Genomic DNA, 24,400 nt, shown 5'->3' on the forward strand with positions numbered 1-24,400 from the left:
TCCCTCCGAGGGGTTGCCTGATGACCGATACGACTTCGAACAAAATGTGGGGTGGCCGTTTTGCCGCCGGACCAGACGCGATCATGGAGGCGATCAACGCCTCGATCTCGTTTGACCAGCGTATGGCCGCCCAGGACATTGCCGGGTCGCGTGCCCATGCCGCCATGTTGGCTGCACAAGACATCATTAGTGATAGCGATGCCGACGCCATTCGGAAAGGGTTGCTCACGGTGTTGTCAGAGATCGAGGGCGGGACATTCGCCTATTCGACCGCGCTGGAAGACATCCACATGAACGTCGAGGCGCGCCTGAAAGAGGTGATCGGCGAACCCGCAGGCCGTCTGCACACCGGCCGGTCGCGCAACGATCAGGTGGCGACCGATTTCAAACTGTGGACCCGCGACCAGTTCGACGCCGCCGAAAGCGGATTGTTGGCGTTGATCAAGGCCTTGCTGGGTCAGGCAGAGGCCGGAGCCGATTGGGTCATGCCCGGTTTCACCCATTTGCAGACCGCGCAGCCGGTCACTTGGGGCCACCACATGATGGCCTATGTCGAGATGTTTGGCCGCGATCTGAGCCGGATGCGCGACGCACGGGCGCGGATGAATGAATCGCCGTTGGGCGCGGCTGCGCTTGCGGGCACGTCCTTTCCGATTGACCGCGACATGACCGCACAGGCGCTTGGCTTTGACCGTCCGGCCGCCAATTCGCTGGACGCGGTCAGCGACCGTGACTTTGCGCTTGAATTCCTGAGCGCTGCGTCGATCTGCGCCATGCACCTGAGCCGTTTCGCCGAAGAGCTGGTGATCTGGTCCTCCGCGCAGTTCCGTTTTGTGACCCTGTCGGACCGCTTCTCGACCGGGTCGAGCATCATGCCGCAGAAAAAGAACCCCGACGCGGCAGAGTTGATCCGCGCCAAGATCGGCCGGATCATGGGGGCCAATGTGGCCCTGATGATGGTGATGAAGGGGCTGCCGCTGGCCTATTCCAAGGACATGCAGGAAGACAAGGAACAGGTCTTTGACGCCGCTGACAACCTGATGCTGGCGCTGGCCGCGATGGAAGGCATGGTTAAGGATATGTCCGCGAACCGCGAAAGCCTTGCTGCGGCGGCGGGATCGGGCTTTTCCACCGCGACCGATCTGGCCGATTGGCTGGTCCGCGTGCTGGGGCTGCCGTTCCGCGATGCGCATCACATCACCGGATCGCTGGTGGCGCTGGCCGAACAGAACGGCTGCGACCTGCCGGACCTGACGCTGGAGCAGATGCAATCGGCCCATGGCGACATCACGGCAGATGTCTTTGACGTTTTGGGCGTGGAAAATTCCGTCAATTCGCGTATGTCTTACGGGGGCACCGCGCCCGCACAGGTGCGCGCGCAGGTGGCCCGCTGGAAAGGGATCATCGGATGAAACCCGTTGCTGCTATTGCCTTGTTGCTGACACTCGCTGCTTGCGGTGTGGACGGGGAACCCGTGCCGCCGCAGGTCAATAGCACGGTGACGCTGTCGTCGTCGGGCATGTCGGTGGGCACTGGCGTCACCCTTGGCCGTGGCCCGTTCCGGCTGGGTCTGGGGGCGGCGCTGTGATCCGCGCGGCGGTGCTGGCCGTGGTTGCACTGGCGGTGCTGGCGGGCTGTGACAGCGCGCAACGCCATGCGCCAAGCGCCCATGACAGCCGCGCCTATCCCCCCGCGACGGATACCGCCACCCGCAAGCATCGCAGCAACTATGAACCCGGTGTGCATATCTCGGGGCATGTGGATGTGGGCGTTTCCAAAACATTCTGACCGGCGGGGCGGGTGGCGCTGATTGCCATTCCCGCCGCCTTTGGTATTGGGGTAAGCTGTGGTCTGCCGCGATGCCTTTCCCTGCGGTCCGCCGCCCGTAAACGATCGCCGGCAGCTTTCGGCGGGAAAAGCTTAGGAGCCTGAAACTATGGATCATTTCCTGTACCGCGATGGCGCGCTGCTCGCCGAGGATGTCGCCATCTCCGAGATCGCAGCCGCGGTCGGCACACCCTTTTACGTCTATTCAACCGCCACGCTGTTGCGCCACTTCAAGGCTTTTGACGATGCGCTGGACGGGATGGACCATCTGGTCTGCTACGCGATGAAGGCGAACTCGAACCAAGCGGTGCTGAAAACGCTCGCGCAGGCGGGGGCGGGCATGGATGTGGTGTCGGCGGGGGAATACCTGCGTGCCAAGGCGGCAGGCGTGCCCGGCGACAAGATCGTGTTCTCGGGCGTGGGCAAGACCGTGTCGGAAATCCGGCTCGCGCTTGAGGGCGGCATCCGCCAGTTCAACGTCGAATCCGAACCCGAGATGGAGGTGCTGGACGCCGTCGCGCGGTCGATGGACAAGGTCGCGCCGATCACCATCCGTGTGAACCCCGATGTCGACGCCAAAACCCATGCCAAGATCGCGACCGGCAAGTCCGAGAATAAATTCGGTATCCCCATTGCCCGCGCACGCGAAGTCTACCGCATGGCCGCCGCGATGCCGGGTCTAGAGGTCGTGGGCATCGACGTGCACATCGGCAGCCAGCTGACCGATCTGACGCCGTTCGAACTGGCCTATCAAAAGGTTGCGGAGCTGACAGAGCAGCTCCGCGCCGACGGGCATACCATCCGTCGTCTGGATCTGGGCGGCGGGCTGGGAATCCCCTATGAGCGTAGCAATGCCGCACCGCCGCTGCCCACGGATTACGGCGCAATGGTGCAAAAGACGCTTGGCCATCTGGGCTGCGAGATCGAGATCGAGCCGGGCCGCCTGATCGCGGGCAACGCCGGCCTCATGGTGAGCGAGGTGATCTATGTCAAATCCGGCGAGGGCCGCGATTTCCTGATCATCGACGGTGCGATGAACGACCTGATCCGCCCTGCCATGTACGAAGCCCATCACGATATCATCCCCGTCGTCGAAGCCGAAGCAGGGGCCGAGCAGCAGCCCTATGACATTGTCGGGCCGGTCTGCGAATCCGGTGATACCTTTGCCAAGCAGCGCATGATGCCAAAGCTGGCCGCGGGCGATCTGGTGGCCTTCCGCAGTGCCGGTGCCTATGGCGCGGTGATGGCCAGCGAATACAACTCTCGCGCGCTGATCCCCGAGGTGCTGGTCCATGGCGATCAATTTGCGGTTATCCGCCGACGCCCGACCTTTGACGAAATGATAAATCGCGATACCATCCCTGAATGGCTGTGACCGCGCCTTGCGTGTCCGGCTTTTGAAAGCAGGGCCCGCATGACGCTTTTCACCGCCAAGGATGACGACCACTCGCCCGAGCAGGGTCTCAAGTCGATCCGTTGGCCCCTGCGTCTGACCTGGGCCGGTATCTGGGCCGAGGTGTTGGTGCAGGCGTTCTGGCCGCTGATCGCCTTGGTGCTGGCTGTTCTGGCGGTGCTGATGCTGGGGCTGCACGATACCGTGCCGATGTCCGTCGTGACGGGCGCTGTCGTTGCGGTGACGCTGGCCGCTGTCGGGGCGCTGGTCTATGCGCTGCGACATTTACGCATCCCCCGCCGGATAGAGGCGCTGACCCGCCTTGACGCCAGCCTACCCGGACGCCCCATTCAGGCGCTGATGGATGTGCAGGCGATCGGCACGGGGGATGCTGCCTCTGCTGCGGTGTGGCAGGCGCATCAGCGCCGCATGGCCGCCCGTGCCGCCGCTGCGCAGGCGGTGCCTGCGGACTTGCGCATGGCGCGCCGTGATCCCTTTGCCCTGCGCTATGTCGCGCTGCTGGCTTTCGTTACGGCGCTGGTCTTTGGGTCGGTGCTGCGCATCGGGTCGGTTGCGGGCCTGACCGCGGGCGGGGGGGCTTTGGCCTCCGGTCCGGTCTGGGAAGGCTGGGCGGAGCCGCCGCGCTATACCGGCAAGCCGACGCTGTATTTGTCCGATCTTGCCGAAGGGCCGTTGAACCTGCCTGCGGGCACGCTGATCACCCTGCGCATGTATGGCGAAGTGGGCGCGCTGTCGGTTTCCGAGACCGTCTCGGGCCAGCCCCGTCCAGAGGGGGACGCCCCCGCCATCGTGCAGGATTTCAAGGTCAGCCAAAGCGGACAAATCACCATCGACGGACCGAACGGGCGCGCGTGGGACGTGACGATGCTGCCCGACGCCAAGCCGCAGGTCGAGATTGCAGGCCCGCCCGAGGTGACCGCCCTTGGCGAGATGCAACTGCCCTTTGTGGCGCGGGACGACTACGGCGTCGAAGCGGGCGAGGCGCGGATTGATCTGGATCTGGCCGCTGTGGACCGCCGCTATGGGCTGGCGATTGACCCTGATCCGCGGGCCGAGATGATCGTGCCGCTGTCACTGCCCATTGCCGGGGACCGCCGCGATTTCGAAGAGAACCTGATCGACGATTTTTCCAAACATCCGTGGGCCAACCTGCCGGTCACCGTCACGCTGAGCGTGCTGGATGCGTCGGAACAACAGGCGACCACCCCGCCGACGCAGATGACCCTGCCGGGGCGACGCTTTTTCGATCCGCTGGCGGCGGCCGTCATTGAACAGCGGCGCGATCTGCTGTGGGCAAAGGGCAACGCCGACACCCTCGCGCAGGTCTTGCGGGCGGTGTCCTATCGTCCGGAGGATGTGTTCCGCTCTGACACGGCGGCGCTGCGCTTGCGGCGGCTGATTGAGCGGATCGAAGTTCGCGCCCGCTATGGTTTGTCCGACGAGGTGCAGACCGAGATTGCGGATGATCTGTGGGACTTGGCGATTGAACTGGAGGAAGGCGTGCTGGCCGATGCGCTGGACCGGATGCGCCGCGCACAGGAGCGTTTGCAAGAGGCGATGAAGAACGGTGCCTCGGACGCCGAGATCGCAGAGCTGATGGAAGAGCTGCGCCGCGCCACCGACGACTATATGCGCCAGTTGCAACGCCAGCAGGCGCAAGAAGGTGAGAACGGCGACCAGCAGCAAGGCCAGCAGGGCGAAACCATGCAGATGACGCAAGACGACCTGCAACGCATGATGGACCGGATTCAGGAGCTGATGGAGCAAGGCCGCATGGCCGAGGCGGAACAGGCGCTGCGCGAACTGCAAGAGATGATGGGGAACATGCGCGTTACCCAAGGCCAGCCGGGCGAAGGTGGGCAATCCGAGGGTGAACAGGCGATGGAGGGGCTGGCCGACAGCCTGCGTGAGCAGCAAGAGCTAAGCGATCAGGCGTTCCGCGATTTGCAGGACAGGTTCAACCCCAATGCCGATGACGGCCAGCAACAGGGGCAGGACCAGGGTCAGCAACCCGGCCCGCAACAGGAGGGCAACCAGCCCGGCCAACCGGGGCAGCCGCCGGGCCAGAACAATGGCCAGGGCGAACCGGGGCAGGGACAGGGGTCGATCGCCGACCGTCAGCAAGCGCTGCGCGATGAACTGCGCCGTCAGGAAGGGCGTCTGCCCGGTGGCGGCACCCCCGAAGGTGACGCCGCGCGCGATGCGCTGGACCGTGCCGGCCGCGCGATGGACGGTGCCGAAGAGGCTTTGCGCCGCGACGATCTGGCCGAAGCGATCGATAACCAGTCGCAGGCGATGGAAGCGCTGCGCGAGGGCATGCGCGCCTTGGGCGAGGCGATGGAACAAGACCAGCAGGCGTCCGAGCCAGGGCAAGGCACCGCGCAGGGCAACCGCCGTGCCGAGAACACGGACCCTTTAGGGCGCGAACAGGGGGCGAATGGCGCGCAGGGGTCAGAGGGTGATCTGGCGCTGGATAATGACGCCTATGGCCGCGCGCGTGAACTGCTGGACGAGATCCGCCGCCGCTCGGGCGAGGCGACGCGGCCAGAGGTCGAACGCGACTACCTGCGCCGTCTGCTGGACCGCTTCTGATAGGATTGAGGGCGCAAGGACGGGGCCGCCAAAAGGACGGGCCCGATCCGTTTTAGCTGCCCGACTGCGACGCCCGTGCATCCAGCCATTGCAGCGTTGATTGCAACATCTCGTCCAGCCATTGGCGCGCGCTGTCCACCTGCGCGACGTAAAGCGCAAGATAGGGGCGCAGCGCGGGAACCGCCTTCGAGATTTGCGGCGAAAAGACGTATAGCAGCACCAGCACAGAGGCGAGCGCGACAATCAGCACGAACCCGCGGCTGAACCCGCTACGCTGTTTCGGGGCCGCATGGGTATCGCGCCCGGCATCTGCGCCCGAGTTCGGGATCACGCGCCGTTCTGATCCGGTGCGCAGGGTGGAGTTGATCTCTTCGATATCGGGCAGCAATTCGCGGCGCGATGCAACGGCCGCCGCGGCGGCTGTGGTCTCGGCAACGCTGTGCTGCTCTTCGCCGCGCAGACGCGACATGCGGGCCTTGGCCTGCTGCGCGCGGTCGCTTTCGGTGGGTTGGTCTGCTTCTTCAAGCCCCAGATCAGGCTGGCTTTCAAGGGTCTGAGCCTGACGACGACGGCGGGCTTCTTGTTCCGCCTCGGCCTCTTGCCGGAGAATATCGGCGACCGACGGGTCAAGCTGCTTGCGCGGTGGCGGGGCGGGATGCGCGGGGTCGCCCGCGTCGGGGTCTTCTGCGGCGTCTTCGTCGGGCTCGGGCGGGCTTGCTGGGGCGGGCGCATCTACATCGTGTTCGGGCGCGACGCCGTCATTCGCATCATCGCGTTCGGACAGAGCAGCGGAAACCGTGCTGATCCTGCTGTCGTCCTCGTCATCGAGAGGGGGGAAATCGGGGTGGTGCTGGAACCAGGTCTGGCCACAGTTCGAACATTGCACATCGCGACCGGAAGAGGGCATCACCTCGTCCGGGACCTCGTACTGCGCATCGCAATTGGGACAGATCAGTCTCATGTTGCGCCCCGAACCATTGGAAACCTCTTCGTTTTCACGTCAGATCAACCTTATGTCCTAGAAAACCGTAGGAAAAGTGCAATCTTCATGCAATGGCTGCGCCGGGGTGCATTGAAACCCAAGCGGTGCTGGGGCACAACAGTTCAAACCAAGCGGGATATGCATGTGATCGAGTTTGAAAACGTGGCCTACAGCTATGGCGGGGGCGAGCTTTTGTCCGATATCTCGGTCAAGCTGGCGCCGGGGTCGTTCCATTTTCTGACGGGTCCGTCCGGCTCTGGCAAGACCACTTTGATGAAGCTCTGCTATGGCGCGCTTCTGCCCACGGCGGGGCATGTGTCGTTGTTTGGCAAGGACGTGCGTGCGATGGACCGCGATGATATCGCGATGATCCGGCGACGTGTGGGCGTGGTGCACCAGGATTGCCAATTCCTGAACCATTTGCCGGTTGCGGAAAACATCGGTTTGCCGCTGACCGTGTCGGGCCGTCATGCGGAAACCGGCGGCGACGACCTGCAAGAGCTGCTGTCGTGGGTCGGGCTGAGCAGCCGCGCCGATGCCCTGCCGCCAGAGCTGTCGGGCGGTGAGCGCCAGCGTGCGGCGCTGGCCCGTGCGGTGATCATGTCGCCTGATGTAGTGCTTGCGGATGAACCCACCGGGAACGTCGATTGGGAAATGTCGCAGCGCCTGCTTCGCCTGCTGGTAGAGCTGAACCGCATGGGCAAGACCGTGTTGATCGCGACCCACGATCTGGGGCTGATCCGTGCCACCAAGGCGCAGGTTCAGGCGCGTGTCTTGCGCATCGCCAACCGGCGCATCCAGTTGGCGGGGGCGGATTTATGAAGATGCTGCGCATTGCGCTGACCGCGTTGTGGAACGGCGACCGTCAGGCGGACCGTGTGGTGCCGCCGTCGGGGTTTACCGCGCAGTTGACCCTGTTTGCCGCGGGAACAATGGCGTTTCTGGCGGTCTTTGCGCTGGCGCTGTCGCTGGCGTCGGGACGGTTGGCGAATATCTGGGGGCAAGAGTTGGCACGCACCGCGACGATCCGTGTTGTGGCCCCCATCGACCAGCGCAGCGCCCAGACCGAGGCCGCATTGCGCATCCTCGAGACCACCAAAGGCGTCGCCACAGCCCGCGCCCTCACGGATGAAGAGCAGCAATCCCTGCTGGCCCCCTGGTTCGGTCCGGAACTGGCCATTGATGCCCTGCCGGTGCCCCGCCTGATCGAGATCATCGAAGAGGACGACGGCATGGACGCCGATGGCCTACGCCTGCGCCTCGCGGCAGAGGTGCCAGGGGCGGTTCTGGACAATCACAGCCGCTGGCGCGCGCCGCTGGTCAAGGCCGCGTCGCGTCTGAAGCTTCTGGGCTGGGTATCCATGATCCTGATCATCGCGACGCTGGCCGCGATGGTGACACTTGCCGCCAATGCGGCGCTGTCGGCCAACGCTCAGGTCATTGCCGTTTTGCGTCTGGTGGGCGCGACCGACAGCTATATCGCGCAGGCCTTTATCCGGCGTTTCACCCTGCGCGCGCTGACCGGCGCTGCGGCGGGCACGGGGGTCGGGCTGCTGGCGATACTGCTGTTGCCAAGCACCGCTGACGCGGGGGGCTTTCTGACGGGTTTGGGCTTTCAGGGCTGGCACTGGGTTGTGCCGCTGGTGATCCCGTTTCTGTCCGGTGGTGTCGCCTTTGCGGCCACAGGGGCGGCCGCGCGCCGTACATTAAAGGAACTCGCATAATGTTGCAGTGGATACGATCCTTGACCTTCATCGTGCTGGCCACGGTCTATATGCCGCTTTTGGGGCTGCTTTACGCGCCTTGGGCGATGTTCTCGCGGCGGGGGGCCTATGCGGCGTGCAAGGCCTATGCGGCGGGGACCATGTGGATGGCGAAGGTCATCGTCGGGCTGCGGTGCGAGGTGCGGGGCGATGTGCCGGACGGGGCCGTGTTGGTCGCCGCCAAACACCAGTCTTTCCTTGATATCCTGATGATCTTTCACATTCTGCCACGCGCGAAATTCATCATGAAACGCGAGATCCTGATGACGCCGGTGATCGGGCAATATGCCAAGCGCATGCAGATGGTCGCGGTGAACCGTGGCAAACGTGGTGCGGCGATTTCCAAGATGCTGGCCGATGTCAAAGCGGGCGAGGCCGAACCGGGCCAGCTAGTCATCTATTCACAAGGCACACGCGTCGCGCCCGGCCTGTCGGTCCCCTATAAGGCAGGCACTGCCGCACTGTACGAGCAGATGGGCCAGCCCTGCGTCCCCGTCGCCACCAACGCCGGATATTTCTGGCCCCGGCGCGGGCTGTACCGGCGTCCGGGTGTGGCAGTGGTCGAGTTCCTGCCCCCCCTCGCGCCGGGGTTGGAGCGGGCCGCCTTCATGAAACGGCTTGAAGAAACGGTCGAGACACGGTCGGACGCGCTCTTGGCCGAGGCGGGGTTCAAAACCCCTCAACCGAGCTAGACGCTGCCCATACCGATCGGCGCGCACGACGGTTAGGACACAACGGTTAGAACACAAAAAGGGTGGGCCATACGGTCCACCCTTTGTCGTTTCAATGCAGGCGGCTGCCTTACATGTGGATCGGGCCATCGCCACAGGCCAGCGCCGCTTCGCGGACCGCTTCGGAGTAGGTCGGGTGCGCGTGGCAGGTCATCGCCAGATCCTCGGCAGAGGCACCGAATTCCATGGCAACGCAGACCTCGTGGATCAGATCGCCGGCACCGGGGCCGATGATATGCGCGCCGAGGATGCGGTCGGTTTCCTTGTCGGCGATCAGCTTGACGAAGCCTTCGCCCGCGAAGACGGCCTTGGCACGGGCGTTGCCCATAAAGCTGAATTTGCCGACCTTATAGGCGCGGCCTGCTTCTTTCAGCTGCTCTTCGGTGGCACCGACATTGGCAACCTCGGGGTGGGTGTAGATCACGCCGGGGATCACGCCATAGTTCACGTGGCCATGTTTGCCCGCCACGACCTCTGCTGCGGCCATGCCTTCGTCTTCGGCCTTATGCGCCAGCATCGGACCTTCAATGACGTCGCCGATAGCGTAGATGCCTTTGACCGAGGTTTCCCAGGTGTCGCTTACCGCGATCTGGCCGCGTTTGGTCAGCTCGACGCCCAGACCTTCAAGGCCCAGACCGTCGTGGAACGGCTTGCGGCCGGTGGAGACGAGAACGACATCGGCGTCCAGCGTATGTTCGCTGTCATCCTTGCGCAGCTTGTAGGTCACCTTGGCTTTGGTCTTGGAGGCTTCGGTGCCTTGTACGGCGGCGCCCATGACAAAGTTGACGCCCTGCTTTTTCAGGATACGCATAAAGTTCTTTTGCACTTCGCCGTCCATGCCGGGGGTGATCGCATCGAGATATTCGACGACCGTCACCTCGGCCCCCAGACGCGCGTAGACAGAGCCGAGTTCGAGCCCGATGACGCCCGCGCCGATCACGACCAGCTTTTTCGGGATCTTGTTCAGCGACAGTGCACCAGTGGAGGTGACGACGACCTTTTCGTCAACCTCGACACCGGGAAGGGCAGAGGGTTCGGACCCTGTGGCGATGATGATGTTCTTGGCCTCGTGGACCTCGTCGCCGACCTTGACCTTGCCGGCTTCGGGGATGGTGGCCCAGCCTTTGATCCAGTCGATCTTGTTCTTCTTGAACAGGAACTCGATCCCCTTGGTATTGGTGTCGATCGTGTTCTGTTTGTAGGTTTGCATCTGCGCCCAATCGACCGAAGGGCTTTTACCCTTGAGGCCCATATCGGCAAAGTTGTGTTCGGCTTCGTGCAGCATATGCGTGGCATGCAGCAGCGCCTTGGACGGGATACAGCCGACGTTCAGGCAGGTGCCGCCCAACGTCTCGCGGCCCTCGACACAGGCGGTTTTGAGGCCCAGTTGGGCGCAGCGGATGGCGGATACATAGCCGCCGGGGCCGGAGCCGATGATGATGACATCGTAGCTGGACATGGAAGGTCTCCTTGGTGGTCGGGAATTGGGGTAGAGTAGAAGAGGTGGCGTTCAGGCATGAAGGGGCGGGGCGTGTTGTGGTCAAGGCTAGGGGGCGCTGCCCCCGTGCGCAAGCGCACGCCCCCGGGATCTATGCCATTTGGAAGATCAAAACAGCGCGGCCAGCAGCATCAGCACCGTCGCACCAAGGCCCACGGCCCAGATCAGCGAGCGTCCGGGACGCAGGCCAAGCGCATAGGCGGGCACATAGGCGACACGGGCCGCGAGGAAGATCCATGCGAGAATGGCGGTGTAGGTCGTATTCTGGCCGGACATCTGCAGCACCACGACGGCGACGGCGAAAAGCGCCAGCGCTTCGAACATATTGTTGAACGCGCGGCCCAGACGGGCGGTCCTGTCAGAGAGCGATTTCGACGGTTCTCTGTCGCGCGCGGACATGGTGTAGCCGGGGCCGACCTCGCGGTTGGCAGGGATCGCATAGGCGACAAAGGTCACGACCTGGAGCAGCGCCGCGAGGGTCAGAACGGTGAGTTCGGGTGTCATCTTGGCGGTCCGCTATAGCGCGAGGAAATATAGAATGGCGGTGGCGGCAAAGCCCGCCAGCCATGCGAGGGTCCGGATCGCGGGCACGCCAAGCGCATAGACCGGTAGATAGATGATCCGCGCGATGAGGAAGACCTGCGCGGCCAGCAGGGACGTGGCATTGGTGCGGTCCAGCATTTCGAGGATCAGCACCGCCGGGGCAAAGAGCGCCATTGCCACGATGGAGTTGTCCAATGCGCGTTTCAGCCGGGCCGTCATGCCGGTCATCGACCGGTCCTCGTCGCGCGACGAGAGCAGATAGCCCAGGCTGAGTTGTTGCGCACCGCCCAGAACCTGAAGCAAGATTGTCAGCATAACGAGCAGGCCATAGGCGGCGAGTATCGTGGTCTCTGTCATCATTTGTCCTTTCCGGGCGGTGGGTGTGGTGGGTTACAGGTCCATCAGCAGGCGGCGTGGGTCTTCGAGCGCTTCTTTCACGCGGACGAGGAAGGTCACGGCACCTTTGCCGTCCACGATGCGGTGGTCATAGCTGAGCGCCAGATACATCATCGGACGGATCACGACCTGACCATTGATCGCCATGGGGCGGTCCTGGATCTTGTGCATCCCCAAGATACCCGATTGCGGCGGGTTCAGGATCGGCGAGGACATCAGCGAGCCATAGACACCACCGTTAGAGATAGTGAAAGTGCCGCCCTGCATTTCCGCCATGGACAGTTTGCCGTCGCGGGCCTTGGCCCCCAGTTCACCGATTTCCTTTTCGATGTCGGCAAAGGACATCGCTTGCGCGTCCTTGACCACGGGCACGACCAGACCGGTGGGTGTGCCGGCCGCGATGCCCATGTTGACGTAGTTCTTGTAGACCACATCGGTGCCGTCGATTTCGGCATTCACTTCGGGCACTTCGTTCAGGGCGTGGATACAGGCCTTGGTGAAGAAGGACATGAAGCCGAGTTTGACGCCGTGCTTTTTCAGGAACAGGTCTTTGTATTCGTTCCGAAGGGCCATGATCTCTGTCATGTCGACCTCGTTATAGGTCGTCAGCATGGCGGCGGTGTTCTGGCTGTCTTTCAGACGTTTCGCGATGGTCTGGCGCAGACGGGTCATCTTGACGCGTTCCTCGCGGGCGGCGTCCTGGGGGGCCGATGGGGCGCGTGGCGCGGCTGCGGCAGGTTTTGCCGCGTTCTTGCCAGCGGCAACGGCCTTGGCCACGTCTTCCTTCATTACACGTCCGTCACGTCCTGTGCCGGTGACCTGATCGCGGCTGATGCCGGCTTCGGCCATGGCTTTCTTGGCGGAAGGCGCGTCTTCGACATCGCCCGAGGGCGCGTTGCCGGGGGCAGGGACCTGACCGCCCGCCTTGGGTTCAGCGGTATCATCGGCGGGTTTGCTTGCGCTGCCGCCTTCGCCCTGGCTGATCACGGCGAGCTTGCCGTTGGCCTCGACCGTGCTGCCTTCTTCGGCGATGATCTGGGTCAGCGTGCCCGATGTCGGCGCGGGCACTTCGACGCTGACCTTGTCGGTTTCCAGCTCGCAGAGCATTTCATCGGCTTCGACGTGGTCACCGACGGTCTTGAACCACGTGCTGACGGTCGCCTCGGACACGGATTCGCCCAAGGTGGGGACCATGACGTCGACATCATCGGCAGCGTCGCGGGGTTTCACGTCTTCGGCACCAGCATCGACCGCCTTGGGGGCTTCGGATTTCGCCGGGGCCGCATCCCCTTCGGAGATATTGGCCAGTAGCGCGTCAACGCCGACGGTTTCGCCTTCGGCGGCGACGATATCGGCCAGAGTACCCGCCACGGGGGAGGGCACTTCGACGGTGACCTTATCGGTTTCCAGCTCGCAGAGCATTTCGTCGACTGCGACGCTATCGCCGGGCTTTTTGAACCATGTTGCCACGGTCGCTTCGGTTACGGATTCACCCAAGGTAGGGACGCGTACTTCGCTTGTCATGGTTATTTTCCTTCGATGGTCAGCGCTTCGTCAACGAGGGCTGCTTGTTGTGCTTTGTGTTGGGAGGCAAGGCCGGTCGCAGGCGAGGCCGAGGTGGCGCGACCGACATAGGTCGGACGGGTGTGGGTGGCGTCGATACGGCCCAGAACCCATTCGATATTGGGTTCGATGAAGGACCATGCCCCTTGGTTCTTGGGCTCTTCCTGACACCATACCATTTCCGCATTCTTGAAGCGTTCCAGCTCTTTCACAGCGGATTGCGCGGGGAACGGATAGAATTGTTCGAAACGCAGCAGGTAGATGTCGTCGATGCCACGGGCGTCGCGTTCTTCCAGCAGGTCGTAATAGACCTTGCCCGAACACATGACGACGCGCTTGATCTTGTCGTCCGCCGCCAATGTGGTGTCCGAGTTGCCCTGTTCCGCATCGTCCCAGAGGACGCGGTGGAAGGAGGAGCCGGTGGTGAATTCCTCGGCCTTGCTGACGGCCAGCTTGTGGCGCAGCAGGGATTTCGGCGTCATCAGCATCAGCGGCTTGCGGTAGCTGCGGTGCAGCTGGCGGCGCAGCAGGTGGAAGTAGTTCGCGGGCGTGGTGCAGTTCGCCACGATCCAGTTGTCACCGCCGCACATGGTCAGGAAGCGTTCCAGACGCGCGGAGGAGTGTTCGGGCCCTTGCCCTTCATAGCCATGGGGCATCAGGCAGACGAGGCCGGACATGCGCAGCCATTTGCTTTCGCCCGAGGAAATGAACTGGTCGAACATGATCTGCGCGCCGTTGGCAAAGTCGCCGAACTGCGCTTCCCACAGGGTCAGCGCGTTGGGTTCCGCCAGCGAGTAGCCGTATTCAAAGCCCAGAACCGCGTATTCCGACAGCATGGAGTCGATGACTTCGTATTCTGCCTGACCTTCGCGGATGTGGTTCAGCGGGTAGTAGCGGTCTTCGTTTTCCTGATTGATCAGGGCCGAGTGACGCTGCGAGAAGGTGCCGCGGGCGGAGTCCTGACCGGACAGGCGGACCTTGTACCCTTCGGTCAAGAGCGAGCCAAAGGCCAGCGCCTCGGCTGTGGCCCAGTCGAAGCCTTCGCCGGATTTGAACATCTCGGCCTTGGCGTCCAGCAGGCGCGCCACGGTTTTATGCAGCGGGAAGCCGTCGGGAGCGGCGGTCAGCGCCTTGCCCACATCCGCCATGGTTTCGGCGGCGATGGCTGTCTTGCCACGCTGGTATTTCTTTTCCTTGGCCTTATCGAGGTGCGACCACTTGCCATCCAGCCAATCGGCCTTGTTGGGGCGGTATTCTTTGCCGGCCTCGAATTCGGTGTTCATCTTTTCTTGGAAGGCGGCTTTCATATCCTCGATCTCGCCCTCGGGGATCAGGCCGTCTTTCACCAGACGCTCGGTATAGAGCGTCAGCGTGGTCTTTTGCTTTTTGATTTTCTTGTACATCACCGGGTTGGTGAACATCGGCTCGTCGCCTTCGTTGTGACCAAAGCGGCGGTAGCAGATCAGGTCGATGACCACGTCTTTCTTGAACTTCTGACGGAATTCCGTCGCCACGCGGGCCGCGTGCACGACCGCTTCGGGGTCGTCGCCGTTGACGTGAAAGATCGGAGCCTCGACGACCAACGCGTTATCGGTCGGATAGGGGCTGGAGCGGCTGAAGTGCGGCGCTGTGGTGAAACCGATCTGGTTGTTCACCACGATATGCATGGTCCCGCCAGTACGGTGCCCGCGCAGGCCCGAAAGGGCGAAGCATTCGGCCACGACACCCTGACCGGCAAAGGCCGCATCCCCGTGCAGCAGGATCGGCATCACGGAGGTACGTTCCTTGTCGTTCAGCTGGTCCTGCTTGGCGCGGACCTTGCCCAGAACAACGGGGTTCACCGCTTCAAGGTGGGACGGGTTGGCGGTTAGCGACAGGTGGACGGTGTTGCCGTCGAATTCACGGTCGGAGGACGCGCCGAGGTGGTATTTCACATCGCCGGAGCCGTCGACATCATCGGGTTTAAAGCTGCCGCCCTGAAACTCGTTGAAGATCGCGCGGTAGGGTTTCTGCATGACGTTGGCCAGCACCGACAGACGGCCACGGTGCGGCATGCCGATCACGATGTCCTGAATGCCCAGTTGACCGCCGCGTTTGATGATCTGCTCCATCGCGGGGATCAGGCTTTCGCCCCCATCAAGGCCGAACCGCTTGGTGCCCATGTATTTGACGTGCAGGAATTTCTCGAAGCCTTCGGCCTCTACCAGCTTGTTCAGGATGGCTTTGCGGCCATTGCGGGTGAACTGGATTTCCTTGCCGTAGCCCTCGATCCGCTCTTTCAGCCACGCGGCCTGTTCGGGATCAGAGATGTGCATGTATTGCAGCGCGAAGGTGCCGCAGTAGGTGCTTTTGACGATATCGACGATCTGTTTCATCGTCGCGATCTCAAGGCCAAGCACATTGTCGATAAAGATCGGGCGATCCATGTCCTTGGGCCCGAAGCCATAGGCGGCCGGGTCCAGTTCAGGATGGGTGTCGCTGTCGCGCATGCCAAGCGGGTCAAGATCGGCGGCAAGGTGACCACGGATACGGTAGGCGCGGATCAGCATCAACGCGCGGATACTGTCGAGCACGGCACGTTGTACCTGCGCGTCAGACAGTTCGATCCCCTTGGAGGAGGCTTTTTCGGTAATCTTCTGACCGGCGACTTTCGCTTCGGTCGGGACGGGCCACTGGCCGGTCAATGCAGAGGTCAGATCGTCCTGCGGGACGGGGGGCCAATCGCTGCGCGCCCAGGATGGGCCTGCGGCCTCTGCCTGAACATCGGCGTGGTCATCGTCCATCGCTTCGAAGAACGCCTGCCATGCGCCATCAACCGCATTGGGATCGCTGGCATAGCGGGCATACATTGCCTCTAGGTATTCGCCGTTCTGCCCCTCGAGAAAGGAGGTATCGTGGAACTGGTCGTTTTTGGGTTGGTCTGTCATGGCGATACCTCTGATGAGAGCGCGACGTTTAAGTAAGAGCGGCGGGGCCTGAAAAGTCAGGCCCCGCCATCTGGCGTTAGCCTTTGTTGATGGCTTCTTGAACAGCTTCACCCAGCGTTGCGGGGCTATCCGCAACAACGATGCCAGCTTCTTTCATAGCTGCGATCTTGGATTCCGCGTCACCTTTGCCGCCTGCGACGATCGCACCGGCGTGGCCCATACGACGGCCGGGAGGGGCTGTGCGGCCCGCGATGAAACCGGCTGTGGGCTTCCAACGGCCTTTTTTCTTCTCGTCGGCCAGGAATTGTGCCGCTTCTTCTTCGGCAGAACCGCCGATTTCACCAATCATGATGATCGACTCTGTTTCTGGATCGGCCAGGAACATCTCGAGGATATCGATATGCTCGGACCCTTTGATGGGGTCGCCGCCGATACCAACCGCAGAGGATTGGCCGAGGCCAAGATCGGATGTCTGTTTCACAGCTTCGTACGTAAGCGTACCCGAGCGCGAGACAACCCCGCAGGTGCCGCGCTTGTGGATGTGGCCGGGCATGATGCCGATTTTGCAGGCGTCAGGCGTGATCACGCCGGGGCAGTTTGGCCCGATCAAGCGGGATTTGGACCCTTCGAGCGCGCGCTTGACGCGCATCATGTCCAGAACCGGGATGCCTTCGGTGATGCAGATGATCAGCTCCATCTCTGCGTCGATCGCCTCGAGGATGGAATCCGCGGCGAAGGGGGGCGGCACGTAGATGACGGTGGCGTTGGCTTCGGTGACGTGACGGGCTTCGTGGACAGAGTTGAACACGGGCAGGTCAAGATGCGTCTGGCCGCCTTTGCCGGGGGTCACACCGCCGACCATTTTGGTGCCATAGGCGATGGCCTGTTCGGTGTGGAACGTGCCCTGCGAGCCGGTGAGGCCCTGGCAGATCACTTTGGTGTTTTCGTTTACGAGTACGGCCATGTTATGTGCTTTCTTCTCAAGTTCAATTCAGGTGGCGCCGGTCTCAGGGCGCGGTGGAAGGTGCCGCCGCCGCAAGGCGCGGCAGTCGGTATGTCAGATAGATTGCAACAGCGAACATCAGCGGGATGCCCAGTTCGCCGACTTCCTCGATGACGTAGGCCAGATCGATCTGATCCTGGCCTAGCGTGATGCCAAAGGGTTCCAGCTTGCGCGCCAGCCCGTCGGTCAGCTTGTAGACGACGATGAACAGCAGCCCGATCAACACAGCAAGCTGCGGTGCCGCGCCTTTGGCGACCCCACGGATGAAGCCCCATGTCTCGCGGCGCAACAGGATCAGACCGGTCGCGATGATCGCCAGCAGGATGCATAGGCCATAGCCAACGACCGACAGTGTCTCGAACGGGCCGCCTTCGGCCAGCAGGGAATCCTGCATCGGCATGGGCAGCTGTGCGACGACAGCCATCATTGCGAAGACCAGAACGGTCATCCCAAAGACGATGGCCTTGCCACCGGTGACGGTGTTTTGCGCGGACGCGGTCATTGGCTTGCCTCGTTCAGCGGGATCAGGCGTTCGACGCGGACAAAGGTTTCAACCCCCTGCGCCCCGTCGCGCACCCCCGATTGTACCACAGCCATGCGGTTGGGGTTCAGCATGACGGCTGCGCGATAGGTGGCCCCCGTCGTGATGGGGAACCCTGCAGGGACATCTACCAGATCGGTCAGGTTTTCCTGTGCCAATCCGGTGGCGATCCCCTGTTGCGCAACCCGCGGTGCCGCCCCGTCAAAGGACACTTCGCAGCGGCGGTCTGTGCCCGCCGTTGCTGCCGCGCCCGTCACCGGAGACTGTGGTGCCGAGGTAAAGGGACGCAGATCATAGAAATCGACCCGTGCCCCGGTGCTGCCAAGCTGTGCCTGCGCTGTCCGTGCGGTCAGACGCGGGCTGAAACAATGGTCTGCAAAGGCCTGGGCGATGTCCGTCGCACGCGTTGTCTGTGCCATAGCGTTACTGGCCGCCCCGAAAGGGACAGCCAGCGCGGCAATGGAAAAACAAAAGGCGAGACGATGCATCATCCAAGCTTTCCAGCCAGTTTTAGCCTTTGACCGCTTTCACGATCTTTTGCGCGCCATCTTTCAAGTCGTCCGCAGCGATCACGTCCAGGCCGGAGTTGTTGATGATGGCTTTGCCTTCTTCAACGTTTGTGCCTTCCAGACGGACAACCAGCGGAACCTGCAGGCCGACTTCCTTCACGGCTGCGACCACACCTTCGGCGATGACGTCACAGCGCATGATGCCGCCGAAGATGTTGACCAGAATACCTTTGACCTGCGGGTCGGAGGTGATGATCTTGAACGCTTCGGTCACTTTCTCTTTGGTGGCACCACCACCAACATCAAGGAAGTTCGCAGGCTCGGCACCGTAAAGCTTGATGATGTCCATTGTGGCCATCGCCAGACCGGCACCGTTCACCATGCAGCCGATTTCACCGTCCAGAGCGATGTAGTTCAGGTCGTACTTGGACGCCTCGAGCTCTTTGGGGTCTTCTTCGGTGGTGTCGCGCAGATCGGCAATATCGCCGTGGCGGTACATCGCATTGCCGTCAAAGCTGACTTTGGCGTCCAGCACTTTGAGGTCGCCGCTGTCGGTGACGATCAGCGGGTTGATTTCCAGCATTTCCATGTCTTTTTCGACGAAGGCTTTGAACAGCTGGCCCATCAGGGTCACACATTGTTTGACCTGCTTGCCTTCCAGCCCCAGGGCGAAAGCAACGCGGCGGCCGTGGTAGGGCTGGAAGCCCGCGGCGGGGTCAACAGAGAAGCTGATGATTTTCTCGGGGGTGGACTCGGCTACTTCTTCGATGTCCATGCCGCCCTCGGTGGAGCAGACGAACCCGATGCGCGAGGTCTGGCGATCCACCAGCAGCGCGAGGTACAATTCGGTTTCGATGCCCGAACCGTCTTCGATGTAGATCCGGTTGACCTGTTTGCCCGCGGGGCCGGTCTGATGCGTGACCAGGGTGCGGCCCAGCATTTTCTTGGCTTCCTCGGCGGCTTCTTCAACCGATTTGGTCAGGCGTACACCGCCTTTGTCGCCAGCGTCGGCTTCTTTGAAAGAACCTTTGCCGCGGCCACCTGCGTGGATCTGTGCCTTGACGACCCAAAGAGGTCCGTCCATCTCGCCTGCGGCTGTTTTCGCTTCTTCAGCTTTCAGCACGACCCGGCCGTCGGATACTGGCGCGCCGTAGCTACGCAAAAGGGCTTTTGCCTGATATTCGTGGATGTTCATAAAAAACGGTCCCGTCTTTGTTCCAGTCTAATCGCGGTATACGATTGAGTCTTGATACTCGGTAAACAGTTTTTCGGAGAAATACAGGGTTTTCCAGATAAAAGCGACATTTGTGATCACACGAATTTCGCGTGTGATCACAAAATAGCGCTAACGGTGGAAAATCTGCGGAATGTTGCCGACGCAGCGGCTGTCGCGCTCGGAAACCCCACGTTTTAAGGGTCGAACGCGACATATTCTTGTTTGTTTTGCGACCGGTCGGCCGTCGTCAAGGGGGCGTCTTACTTGGGAATCAGTGCCCAGTAATCGAGGTCGAGCAGGACATCGGGCAGGTATTTGCCGTCTTCACCCTTCAGCTTGAACGGCTCTCCGCCTTTGGTGGCAACCAAGCGCAAGCGCAATGCGCCGACGCCGGGTTTGTCGGTATCGGCTTTGTCCAAAACCTCGGTCCAGGCGCGGATTGTGTCGCCGGACAGGCAGGGGTTCGCATGGGCCCCGCCGTTCAGCCCCACGATCATCTGCGCATTGGCCAGTCCGTTGAACGACAGCGCCCGCGCCATAGAGATCACGTGCCCGCCATAGATCAGCCGCGACCCGTCGGGGCGGGCAGAGGTGTCAAAGTGCACCTTTGCCGTGTTCTGCCACAGGCGGGTGGCCATCATATGCTCCGCCTCTTCGACGGTGACGCCATCCACGTGGTCGATCATCTCGCCCACGGTATAATCGCCCCAGCGATGCGCCTCGCCCGCGAGGGTAAAGTCGTAATTGCTGAAGTCGAGCGTTTCGGGAATCGACAGATCGTCAACCGTCAGCGCCTTGGGCAGATCAGGCACGATAGTTTCGGGGGCAGGGGCGTCGACATCGCGTTTGCGCACCATCACCCAGCGGACATACTCCAGCACCTTGGTGTCGTTCTGGTTAAAGCCGGTGGTGCGTACATAGACGACCCCGGTTTTCCCGTTCGAGTTCTGTTTGAGGCCGATCACCTCGGATTCAGATCGCAGCGTATCGCCAGGCCAGACCGGCGCCAGCCAACGCCCCTGCGCATAGCCAAGATTGGCGACCGCGTTCAGCGATACATCCGGCACGGTTTTCCCGAACACGATGTGAAAGGTGATCATATCGTCCAACGGGCTGGCAGGCAGGCCGCAGCTTTGGGCAAACTGGTCAGAGGAATAAAGCGCATGACGTGCGGGATACAGCGCGTGGTACAGCGCGCGTTCACCATCCTTGACCGTGCGGGGCACAGCATGATGCAGCGTCTCGCCTACTTTATAGTCCTCGAAGAAGCGGCCCTTGTTGGTCTTTGCCTGTGCCATCAATGCGCCCCCAGTTTGGTGTCGGGCGTATAGGTGCCTTCGACTTCCTTGGTCACAGCCTGACCGCAGCGCATGACGTTCGCCGCAGCATCCCATGTCTGCGTGGGCGTGCCGTAAAGCTCCCACCCCTTGTTCAGCGCGTCGGTGACCTTGTGGCAAAAGGCGGAAGTGTCCTCTTCGGACAGGAAACGATAGAGTTTCATGGGGGTTCTTTCAGTAACTCAGGAAAAGGGAGAGACGCCAAGCAGGGTATGGATCGCGGTCACAACGACCAGCATCACCAGCGTGATCACCGCAAGGCGGATATAGGTGGCCTTGCCCGCGGGGGCAGGGGGTGTCCAGTTGGGTTCGGCGCGGTTGATCAGGATCACGGAACCGACCGCCCAAGCCAGCATAGAGCCAAACAGCAGGATAGAGGCGAGATCCCCGTTCACCAGCAAATGCGCGACCGCCCAGATTTTAACGGCCATCAGCTGCGGGTGGCGGGTTTTATAGGCGGGCCAAGCCTTGGCCCCTTTGGCCGCACTGGACCCGTAGACCCAGAATGCCAGCACCATCAGCAGGTTGTTCAGATGCGTCAGGAAGGGCGGGGGAGTCCAGACGGGGATAAACGCGGCCCCGCGGTATCCGATAATGATCATGACCAGCGCCGCCACGATGGCGACGGCGATGATGCCTTTGCCCCGTCGGCCCATAGCTGCGCGCTGGTCCGGCATGAAGCGACGGAAATAATGGGCACCGACCCATAAGATCAGACCAAGGATCAAAAGTGCCATCATCAGGTTTACTCCGTTTGCAGGGCCGCGATTGCGTCCAGCTTTGCCAATGTTTCGCGTGCGGTGGCGACATGCAGGTTTTCAACGATGCGCCCGTCCACAACGGCCACACCCTGACCTGTCGCCTGCATTTCGTCAAACGCCTCGATCTGGCGGCGCGCCAGATCGGCTTCGGCCTCGGAGGGGGAGAATGCCTCGTTCGCGACGTCCAGCTGCGCGGGGTGGATCAAGGTCTTGCCGTCAAAGCCCATGTCGCGGCCCTGATCACATTCAACGCGGTGGCCTTCGTCGTCCTTGAACGCATTGTAAACGCCATCGACAATCGCGATACCGTTGGCCTTGGCTGCAAGTACGCATAGGCCAAGCCCGGTCATGAGGGGCAGGCGGTCGGCGCGCACGCGGGTTTGCAGGTCCTTGTTCAGGTCGTTGGTGCCCATCACCATACATTGCAGCTTGGGATGCGCGCCAATCGCGGCGGCATTCAGCATCGCACCGGGGGTTTCCATCATCGCCCAAAGCGGGATGTCGCCGGTGATTTCGGCCAAAGCGTCCAGATCGGCGGGGCTGCCGACTTTGGGCAGCAAAATGGCGTCGCAGTCCATCTTCGCCGCGGCGCGGGCATCGTCGGCACCCCATTCGGTGTCCAGCCCGTTGATGCGGATCACCTTATACCGGCTGCCATAGCCGCCATCCTTCAGCGCGGTGGCGAGTGTTTCACGTGCAGCGGTTTTTTCTTCCGGGATCACGGCGTCTTCGAGGTCAAAGATAATCGCATCGGCTGGCAGCCCGCGGGCTTTGTCTAACGCGCGGTCCTTGGAGCCGGGGATATACAGAACGGAACGCAGGGGGCGGGTGATTTTCGACATTTGCGACTCTCCAAGAAATAATGTTGCGTGCAGGTCTGCATTTTTAGACGAAAACTTCAAGCGCAAACGCGCCGCAGCGCAGCGTCAGATAATTTGCGGCTTTAACGCGGCCTTCAGGTTTTGCTGCCAGAAGGAAAGGCGTCTTGGTGCGTGTGTAAGTGTAAGAGGTGTAGAATGGTAAAGCTGTTTAACCTGATCGGGCTGGCAACTGCCGCGGCGGCGGTGGTGGCGCTGACGCAGGACGTCGCGGCGGGGACGCGAACCGCAGGTTGTGACGGATGCCACAAGATTTCCGCAAAAATTTCGCACCCGCCGCAGGATCAACAAACTAAGGAGGCGGGCCCCATTTGATATGTCATAGATTATAAAGGCGGCGAAAAAAGATGCGGATCGCCGGAACGCAATCGCCACATCATCGTTGATATCACAACCGAGTGATTATCACCCGGAACTTCTAAAGGAGTATCAACAATGAAACGTATTCTTGGCACAACCGCAATCATCCTGAGCTTGACTGGTCCCGCATTTGCAGATGCACATGCAGCTGGTTTTGGTACCGTGACAGCGCAAGAAACTGACTTCTTCGCGTCCGACCTGATCGGCATGCGTATCTACAATTCCGAGACAGAAGTTGAAGCAAACTCCACCATCGCCGCTGACGGCGAAAAGGAATGGGACGACATCGGCGAAATCAACGACGTCCTGCTGGATTCCGAAGGCAACGTTAAGGCCGTTATCCTCGGCATTGGCGGTTTCCTCGGCATGGGTGAGCGTGACGTAAGCGTCAACATGGACGAGATTCGCATCGTGACCGAAGAAGGTGACAGCGACGACCGTTTCCTCGTGGTGAACACAAGCAAAGAGATGCTTGAAAAAGCCCCAGCGTTCGAACGTATGGACGACGAAGCTGACATGGAAACCGAAGCAAACATGGACGCCGACGCCGACATGAAGGCTGATACAGACATTGCAGCGACCGACATGAACGCCGAAACTGAGGTCGACACAGAGACTGAAATGGAAGCGGATGCCGAAGCACTGGCAAACGAAGCTGAAATGGAAGCCGAAGAAGCAGCCGCTGAAACAGAGCAGGCCGTTGATGAAGCGACCACCGAAATGGCCGAAGGGGCAAACGAGCTTGAGCAAGACATGGAACGCCCCATGCTGACAGCCCCAGCGGTTGAGCGTGAAGGCTACGCCAACGCCACAGCTGATGAAGTTGCCGCGCTGACAGCAGAAGACCTTGAAGGGTCCTATGTTTACGGTGCCAACGACGAGACCGTCGGTGAAATCGGTGCCCTCGTTATGGGTGACAACGGCGAAGTTGGCCAAGTTGTAATCAACGTCGGTGGTTTCCTGGGCATTGGCGAAAAGCCAGTAGCCGTTACATGGGACGAGCTGCAAATCATGAAGAACGCTGAAGGCGACGACTTCCGCATCTACATCGACAGCAGCGAAGAAGCGCTGGAAGCACAGCCCGAATACCAAGGCTAAGCTGAACGCTCAGTCAAATTCGGCAATAGCTTGCTGAAAAGCTGACCAAGACGGGATCGTTTCGAAAGAAACGGTCCCGTTTTTTATGGCTCTGCGCGATGTGACGTGATGCCGGACCAAGCGCAACTTGCACGGTGCGCTTCATTTCGGTATCCCGAAGCGAAATGTAACCCTGTCGGAGTATACCACATGGCCAGACCCAAGATCGCGCTTATCGGCGCAGGGCAAATCGGGGGCACGCTTGCCCATCTCGCAGCAATCAAGGAACTGGGCGACGTTGTCCTGTTCGACATCGCCGAAGGTATCCCGCAGGGTAAGGCCCTCGATATCGCAGAATCGGGCCCATCCGCCAAATTCGACGCGACCATGACCGGCGCGAACGACTACTCTGAAATCGCTGGCGCAGACGTATGCATCGTGACTGCCGGTGTTGCGCGTAAGCCCGGTATGAGCCGTGATGA

At 61.5% G+C, this 24,400-nt stretch carries 24 protein-coding genes and 1 pseudogene; 11 read left to right on the forward strand and 14 right to left on the reverse strand.

Annotation, left to right across the window (positions count from 1 at the left end):
- The first annotated feature begins 20 nt into the window (after window positions 1-20).
- From argH to EE36_RS08885, 5 genes are all read left to right on the forward strand, one after another.
- A complete protein-coding gene (gene argH, locus EE36_RS08865; protein ID WP_005851479.1) occupies window positions 21-1,412 on the forward strand; it encodes an argininosuccinate lyase in 1,392 nt (463 codons plus the stop codon).
- Window positions 1,409-1,588, forward strand: a complete 180-nt coding sequence (locus EE36_RS08870; protein ID WP_005851482.1) for a hypothetical protein — start codon at window positions 1,409-1,411, stop codon at window positions 1,586-1,588. Before argH ends, EE36_RS08870 begins: the two co-directional genes overlap by 4 nt.
- A complete protein-coding gene (locus tag EE36_RS08875) occupies window positions 1,585-1,788 on the forward strand; it encodes a hypothetical protein (protein WP_005851483.1) in 204 nt (67 codons plus the stop codon). Before EE36_RS08870 ends, EE36_RS08875 begins: the two co-directional genes overlap by 4 nt.
- A 148-nt stretch (window positions 1,789-1,936) precedes the next feature.
- Window positions 1,937-3,202: a diaminopimelate decarboxylase gene (gene lysA / locus EE36_RS08880; RefSeq protein ID WP_005851485.1), complete on the forward strand. Its 1,266-nt coding sequence runs from the start codon at window positions 1,937-1,939 to the stop codon at window positions 3,200-3,202.
- A gap of 39 nt (window positions 3,203-3,241) precedes the next feature.
- A complete protein-coding gene (locus EE36_RS08885; RefSeq protein ID WP_005851487.1) occupies window positions 3,242-5,833 on the forward strand; it encodes a TIGR02302 family protein in 2,592 nt (863 codons plus the stop codon).
- A 52-nt stretch (window positions 5,834-5,885) separates the two neighbouring features.
- Here EE36_RS08885 and EE36_RS08890 read toward each other — a convergent pair whose 3' ends face one another.
- Window positions 5,886-6,794 (reverse strand): zinc-ribbon domain-containing protein, encoded by a 909-nt coding sequence (locus EE36_RS08890; protein ID WP_005851489.1) that lies wholly within the window; start codon window positions 6,792-6,794, stop codon window positions 5,886-5,888.
- A 165-nt stretch (window positions 6,795-6,959) separates the two neighbouring features.
- On the opposite strand from EE36_RS08890, the gene EE36_RS08895 reads away from it, so the two are divergent.
- From EE36_RS08895 to EE36_RS08905, 3 genes are read left to right on the forward strand one after another with little or no spacing between them, the layout of a single operon-like run.
- The gene (locus EE36_RS08895; RefSeq protein ID WP_037954577.1) at window positions 6,960-7,637 is read left to right on the forward strand and encodes a cell division ATP-binding protein FtsE; all 678 of its coding nucleotides are present in this window, start codon (window positions 6,960-6,962) and stop codon (window positions 7,635-7,637) included.
- The gene (locus EE36_RS08900; protein ID WP_005851493.1) at window positions 7,634-8,539 is read left to right on the forward strand and encodes an ABC transporter permease; all 906 of its coding nucleotides are present in this window, start codon (window positions 7,634-7,636) and stop codon (window positions 8,537-8,539) included. Before EE36_RS08895 ends, EE36_RS08900 begins: the two co-directional genes overlap by 4 nt.
- On the forward strand, window positions 8,539-9,270 hold the full coding sequence (locus tag EE36_RS08905; RefSeq protein ID WP_005851495.1) for a 1-acyl-sn-glycerol-3-phosphate acyltransferase: 732 nt from the start codon (window positions 8,539-8,541) through the stop codon (window positions 9,268-9,270). The genes EE36_RS08900 and EE36_RS08905 overlap by 1 nt, the downstream gene beginning before the upstream one ends.
- 109 nt (window positions 9,271-9,379) lie before the next feature.
- Here the strand turns inward: EE36_RS08905 and lpdA are convergent, their stop codons facing one another.
- The 13 genes from lpdA to EE36_RS08970 all read right to left on the reverse strand — a co-directional run bounded on the left by lpdA (window position 9,380) and on the right by EE36_RS08970 (window position 22,445).
- Window positions 9,380-10,768 (reverse strand): dihydrolipoyl dehydrogenase, encoded by a 1,389-nt coding sequence (gene lpdA, locus EE36_RS08910; protein ID WP_005851497.1) that lies wholly within the window; start codon window positions 10,766-10,768, stop codon window positions 9,380-9,382.
- Window positions 10,769-10,915: 147 nt separating this feature from the next.
- Complete coding sequence (locus tag EE36_RS08915) at window positions 10,916-11,311, reverse strand: MAPEG family protein (RefSeq protein ID WP_005851499.1); 396 nt, start codon at window positions 11,309-11,311, stop codon at window positions 10,916-10,918.
- A 12-nt stretch (window positions 11,312-11,323) separates the two neighbouring features.
- Window positions 11,324-11,710, reverse strand: a complete 387-nt coding sequence (locus EE36_RS08920) for an MAPEG family protein (RefSeq protein ID WP_005851501.1) — start codon at window positions 11,708-11,710, stop codon at window positions 11,324-11,326.
- A 30-nt stretch (window positions 11,711-11,740) separates the two neighbouring features.
- Window positions 11,741-13,270: a 2-oxoglutarate dehydrogenase complex dihydrolipoyllysine-residue succinyltransferase gene (odhB, locus tag EE36_RS08925; protein WP_005851503.1), complete on the reverse strand. Its 1,530-nt coding sequence runs from the start codon at window positions 13,268-13,270 to the stop codon at window positions 11,741-11,743.
- 2 nt (window positions 13,271-13,272) lie between these two features.
- Window positions 13,273-16,236: a 2-oxoglutarate dehydrogenase E1 component gene (locus EE36_RS08930; protein ID WP_005851504.1), complete on the reverse strand. Its 2,964-nt coding sequence runs from the start codon at window positions 16,234-16,236 to the stop codon at window positions 13,273-13,275.
- Window positions 16,237-16,312: 76 nt separating this feature from the next.
- A complete protein-coding gene (gene sucD / locus EE36_RS08935) occupies window positions 16,313-17,200 on the reverse strand; it encodes a succinate--CoA ligase subunit alpha (RefSeq protein ID WP_005851505.1) in 888 nt (295 codons plus the stop codon).
- Window positions 17,201-17,243: 43 nt separating this feature from the next.
- Window positions 17,244-17,741 (reverse strand): hypothetical protein, encoded by a 498-nt coding sequence (locus tag EE36_RS08940; RefSeq protein WP_005851506.1) that lies wholly within the window; start codon window positions 17,739-17,741, stop codon window positions 17,244-17,246.
- Window positions 17,738-18,199, reverse strand: a complete 462-nt coding sequence (locus tag EE36_RS08945) for a hypothetical protein (protein WP_039912216.1) — start codon at window positions 18,197-18,199, stop codon at window positions 17,738-17,740. The genes EE36_RS08940 and EE36_RS08945 overlap by 4 nt, the downstream gene beginning before the upstream one ends.
- A 91-nt stretch (window positions 18,200-18,290) precedes the next feature.
- On the reverse strand, window positions 18,291-19,484 hold the full coding sequence (gene sucC, locus EE36_RS08950; RefSeq protein ID WP_005851509.1) for an ADP-forming succinate--CoA ligase subunit beta: 1,194 nt from the start codon (window positions 19,482-19,484) through the stop codon (window positions 18,291-18,293).
- Window positions 19,485-19,765: 281 nt separating this feature from the next.
- Complete coding sequence (locus tag EE36_RS08955; protein WP_005851511.1) at window positions 19,766-20,803, reverse strand: MaoC family dehydratase; 1,038 nt, start codon at window positions 20,801-20,803, stop codon at window positions 19,766-19,768.
- Window positions 20,803-21,006 (reverse strand): DUF1737 domain-containing protein, encoded by a 204-nt coding sequence (locus EE36_RS08960; protein WP_005851513.1) that lies wholly within the window; start codon window positions 21,004-21,006, stop codon window positions 20,803-20,805. Before EE36_RS08960 ends, EE36_RS08955 begins: the two co-directional genes overlap by 1 nt.
- Before the next feature lie 18 nt (window positions 21,007-21,024).
- Window positions 21,025-21,582, reverse strand: a complete 558-nt coding sequence (locus EE36_RS08965; RefSeq protein WP_005851514.1) for an NnrU family protein — start codon at window positions 21,580-21,582, stop codon at window positions 21,025-21,027.
- 5 nt (window positions 21,583-21,587) lie between these two features.
- Window positions 21,588-22,445: a CoA ester lyase gene (locus EE36_RS08970; protein ID WP_005851516.1), complete on the reverse strand. Its 858-nt coding sequence runs from the start codon at window positions 22,443-22,445 to the stop codon at window positions 21,588-21,590.
- Window positions 22,446-22,619: 174 nt separating this feature from the next.
- On the opposite strand from EE36_RS08970, the gene EE36_RS17590 reads away from it, so the two are divergent.
- The 3 genes and pseudogenes from EE36_RS17590 to EE36_RS08980 form a co-directional block, all read left to right on the forward strand.
- Window positions 22,620-22,796: a hypothetical protein gene (locus tag EE36_RS17590; protein WP_005851518.1), complete on the forward strand. Its 177-nt coding sequence runs from the start codon at window positions 22,620-22,622 to the stop codon at window positions 22,794-22,796.
- A 120-nt stretch (window positions 22,797-22,916) separates the two neighbouring features.
- The gene (locus tag EE36_RS08975) at window positions 22,917-23,939 is read left to right on the forward strand and encodes a PRC-barrel domain-containing protein (RefSeq protein WP_005851520.1); all 1,023 of its coding nucleotides are present in this window, start codon (window positions 22,917-22,919) and stop codon (window positions 23,937-23,939) included.
- A gap of 189 nt (window positions 23,940-24,128) precedes the next feature.
- Window positions 24,129-24,400: pseudogene (locus EE36_RS08980) on the forward strand (malate dehydrogenase); the annotation flags it as partial.

This window comes from Sulfitobacter sp. EE-36 (assembly GCF_000152605.1).
In the GTDB taxonomy this organism is placed as follows: domain Bacteria; phylum Pseudomonadota; class Alphaproteobacteria; order Rhodobacterales; family Rhodobacteraceae; genus Sulfitobacter; species Sulfitobacter pontiacus.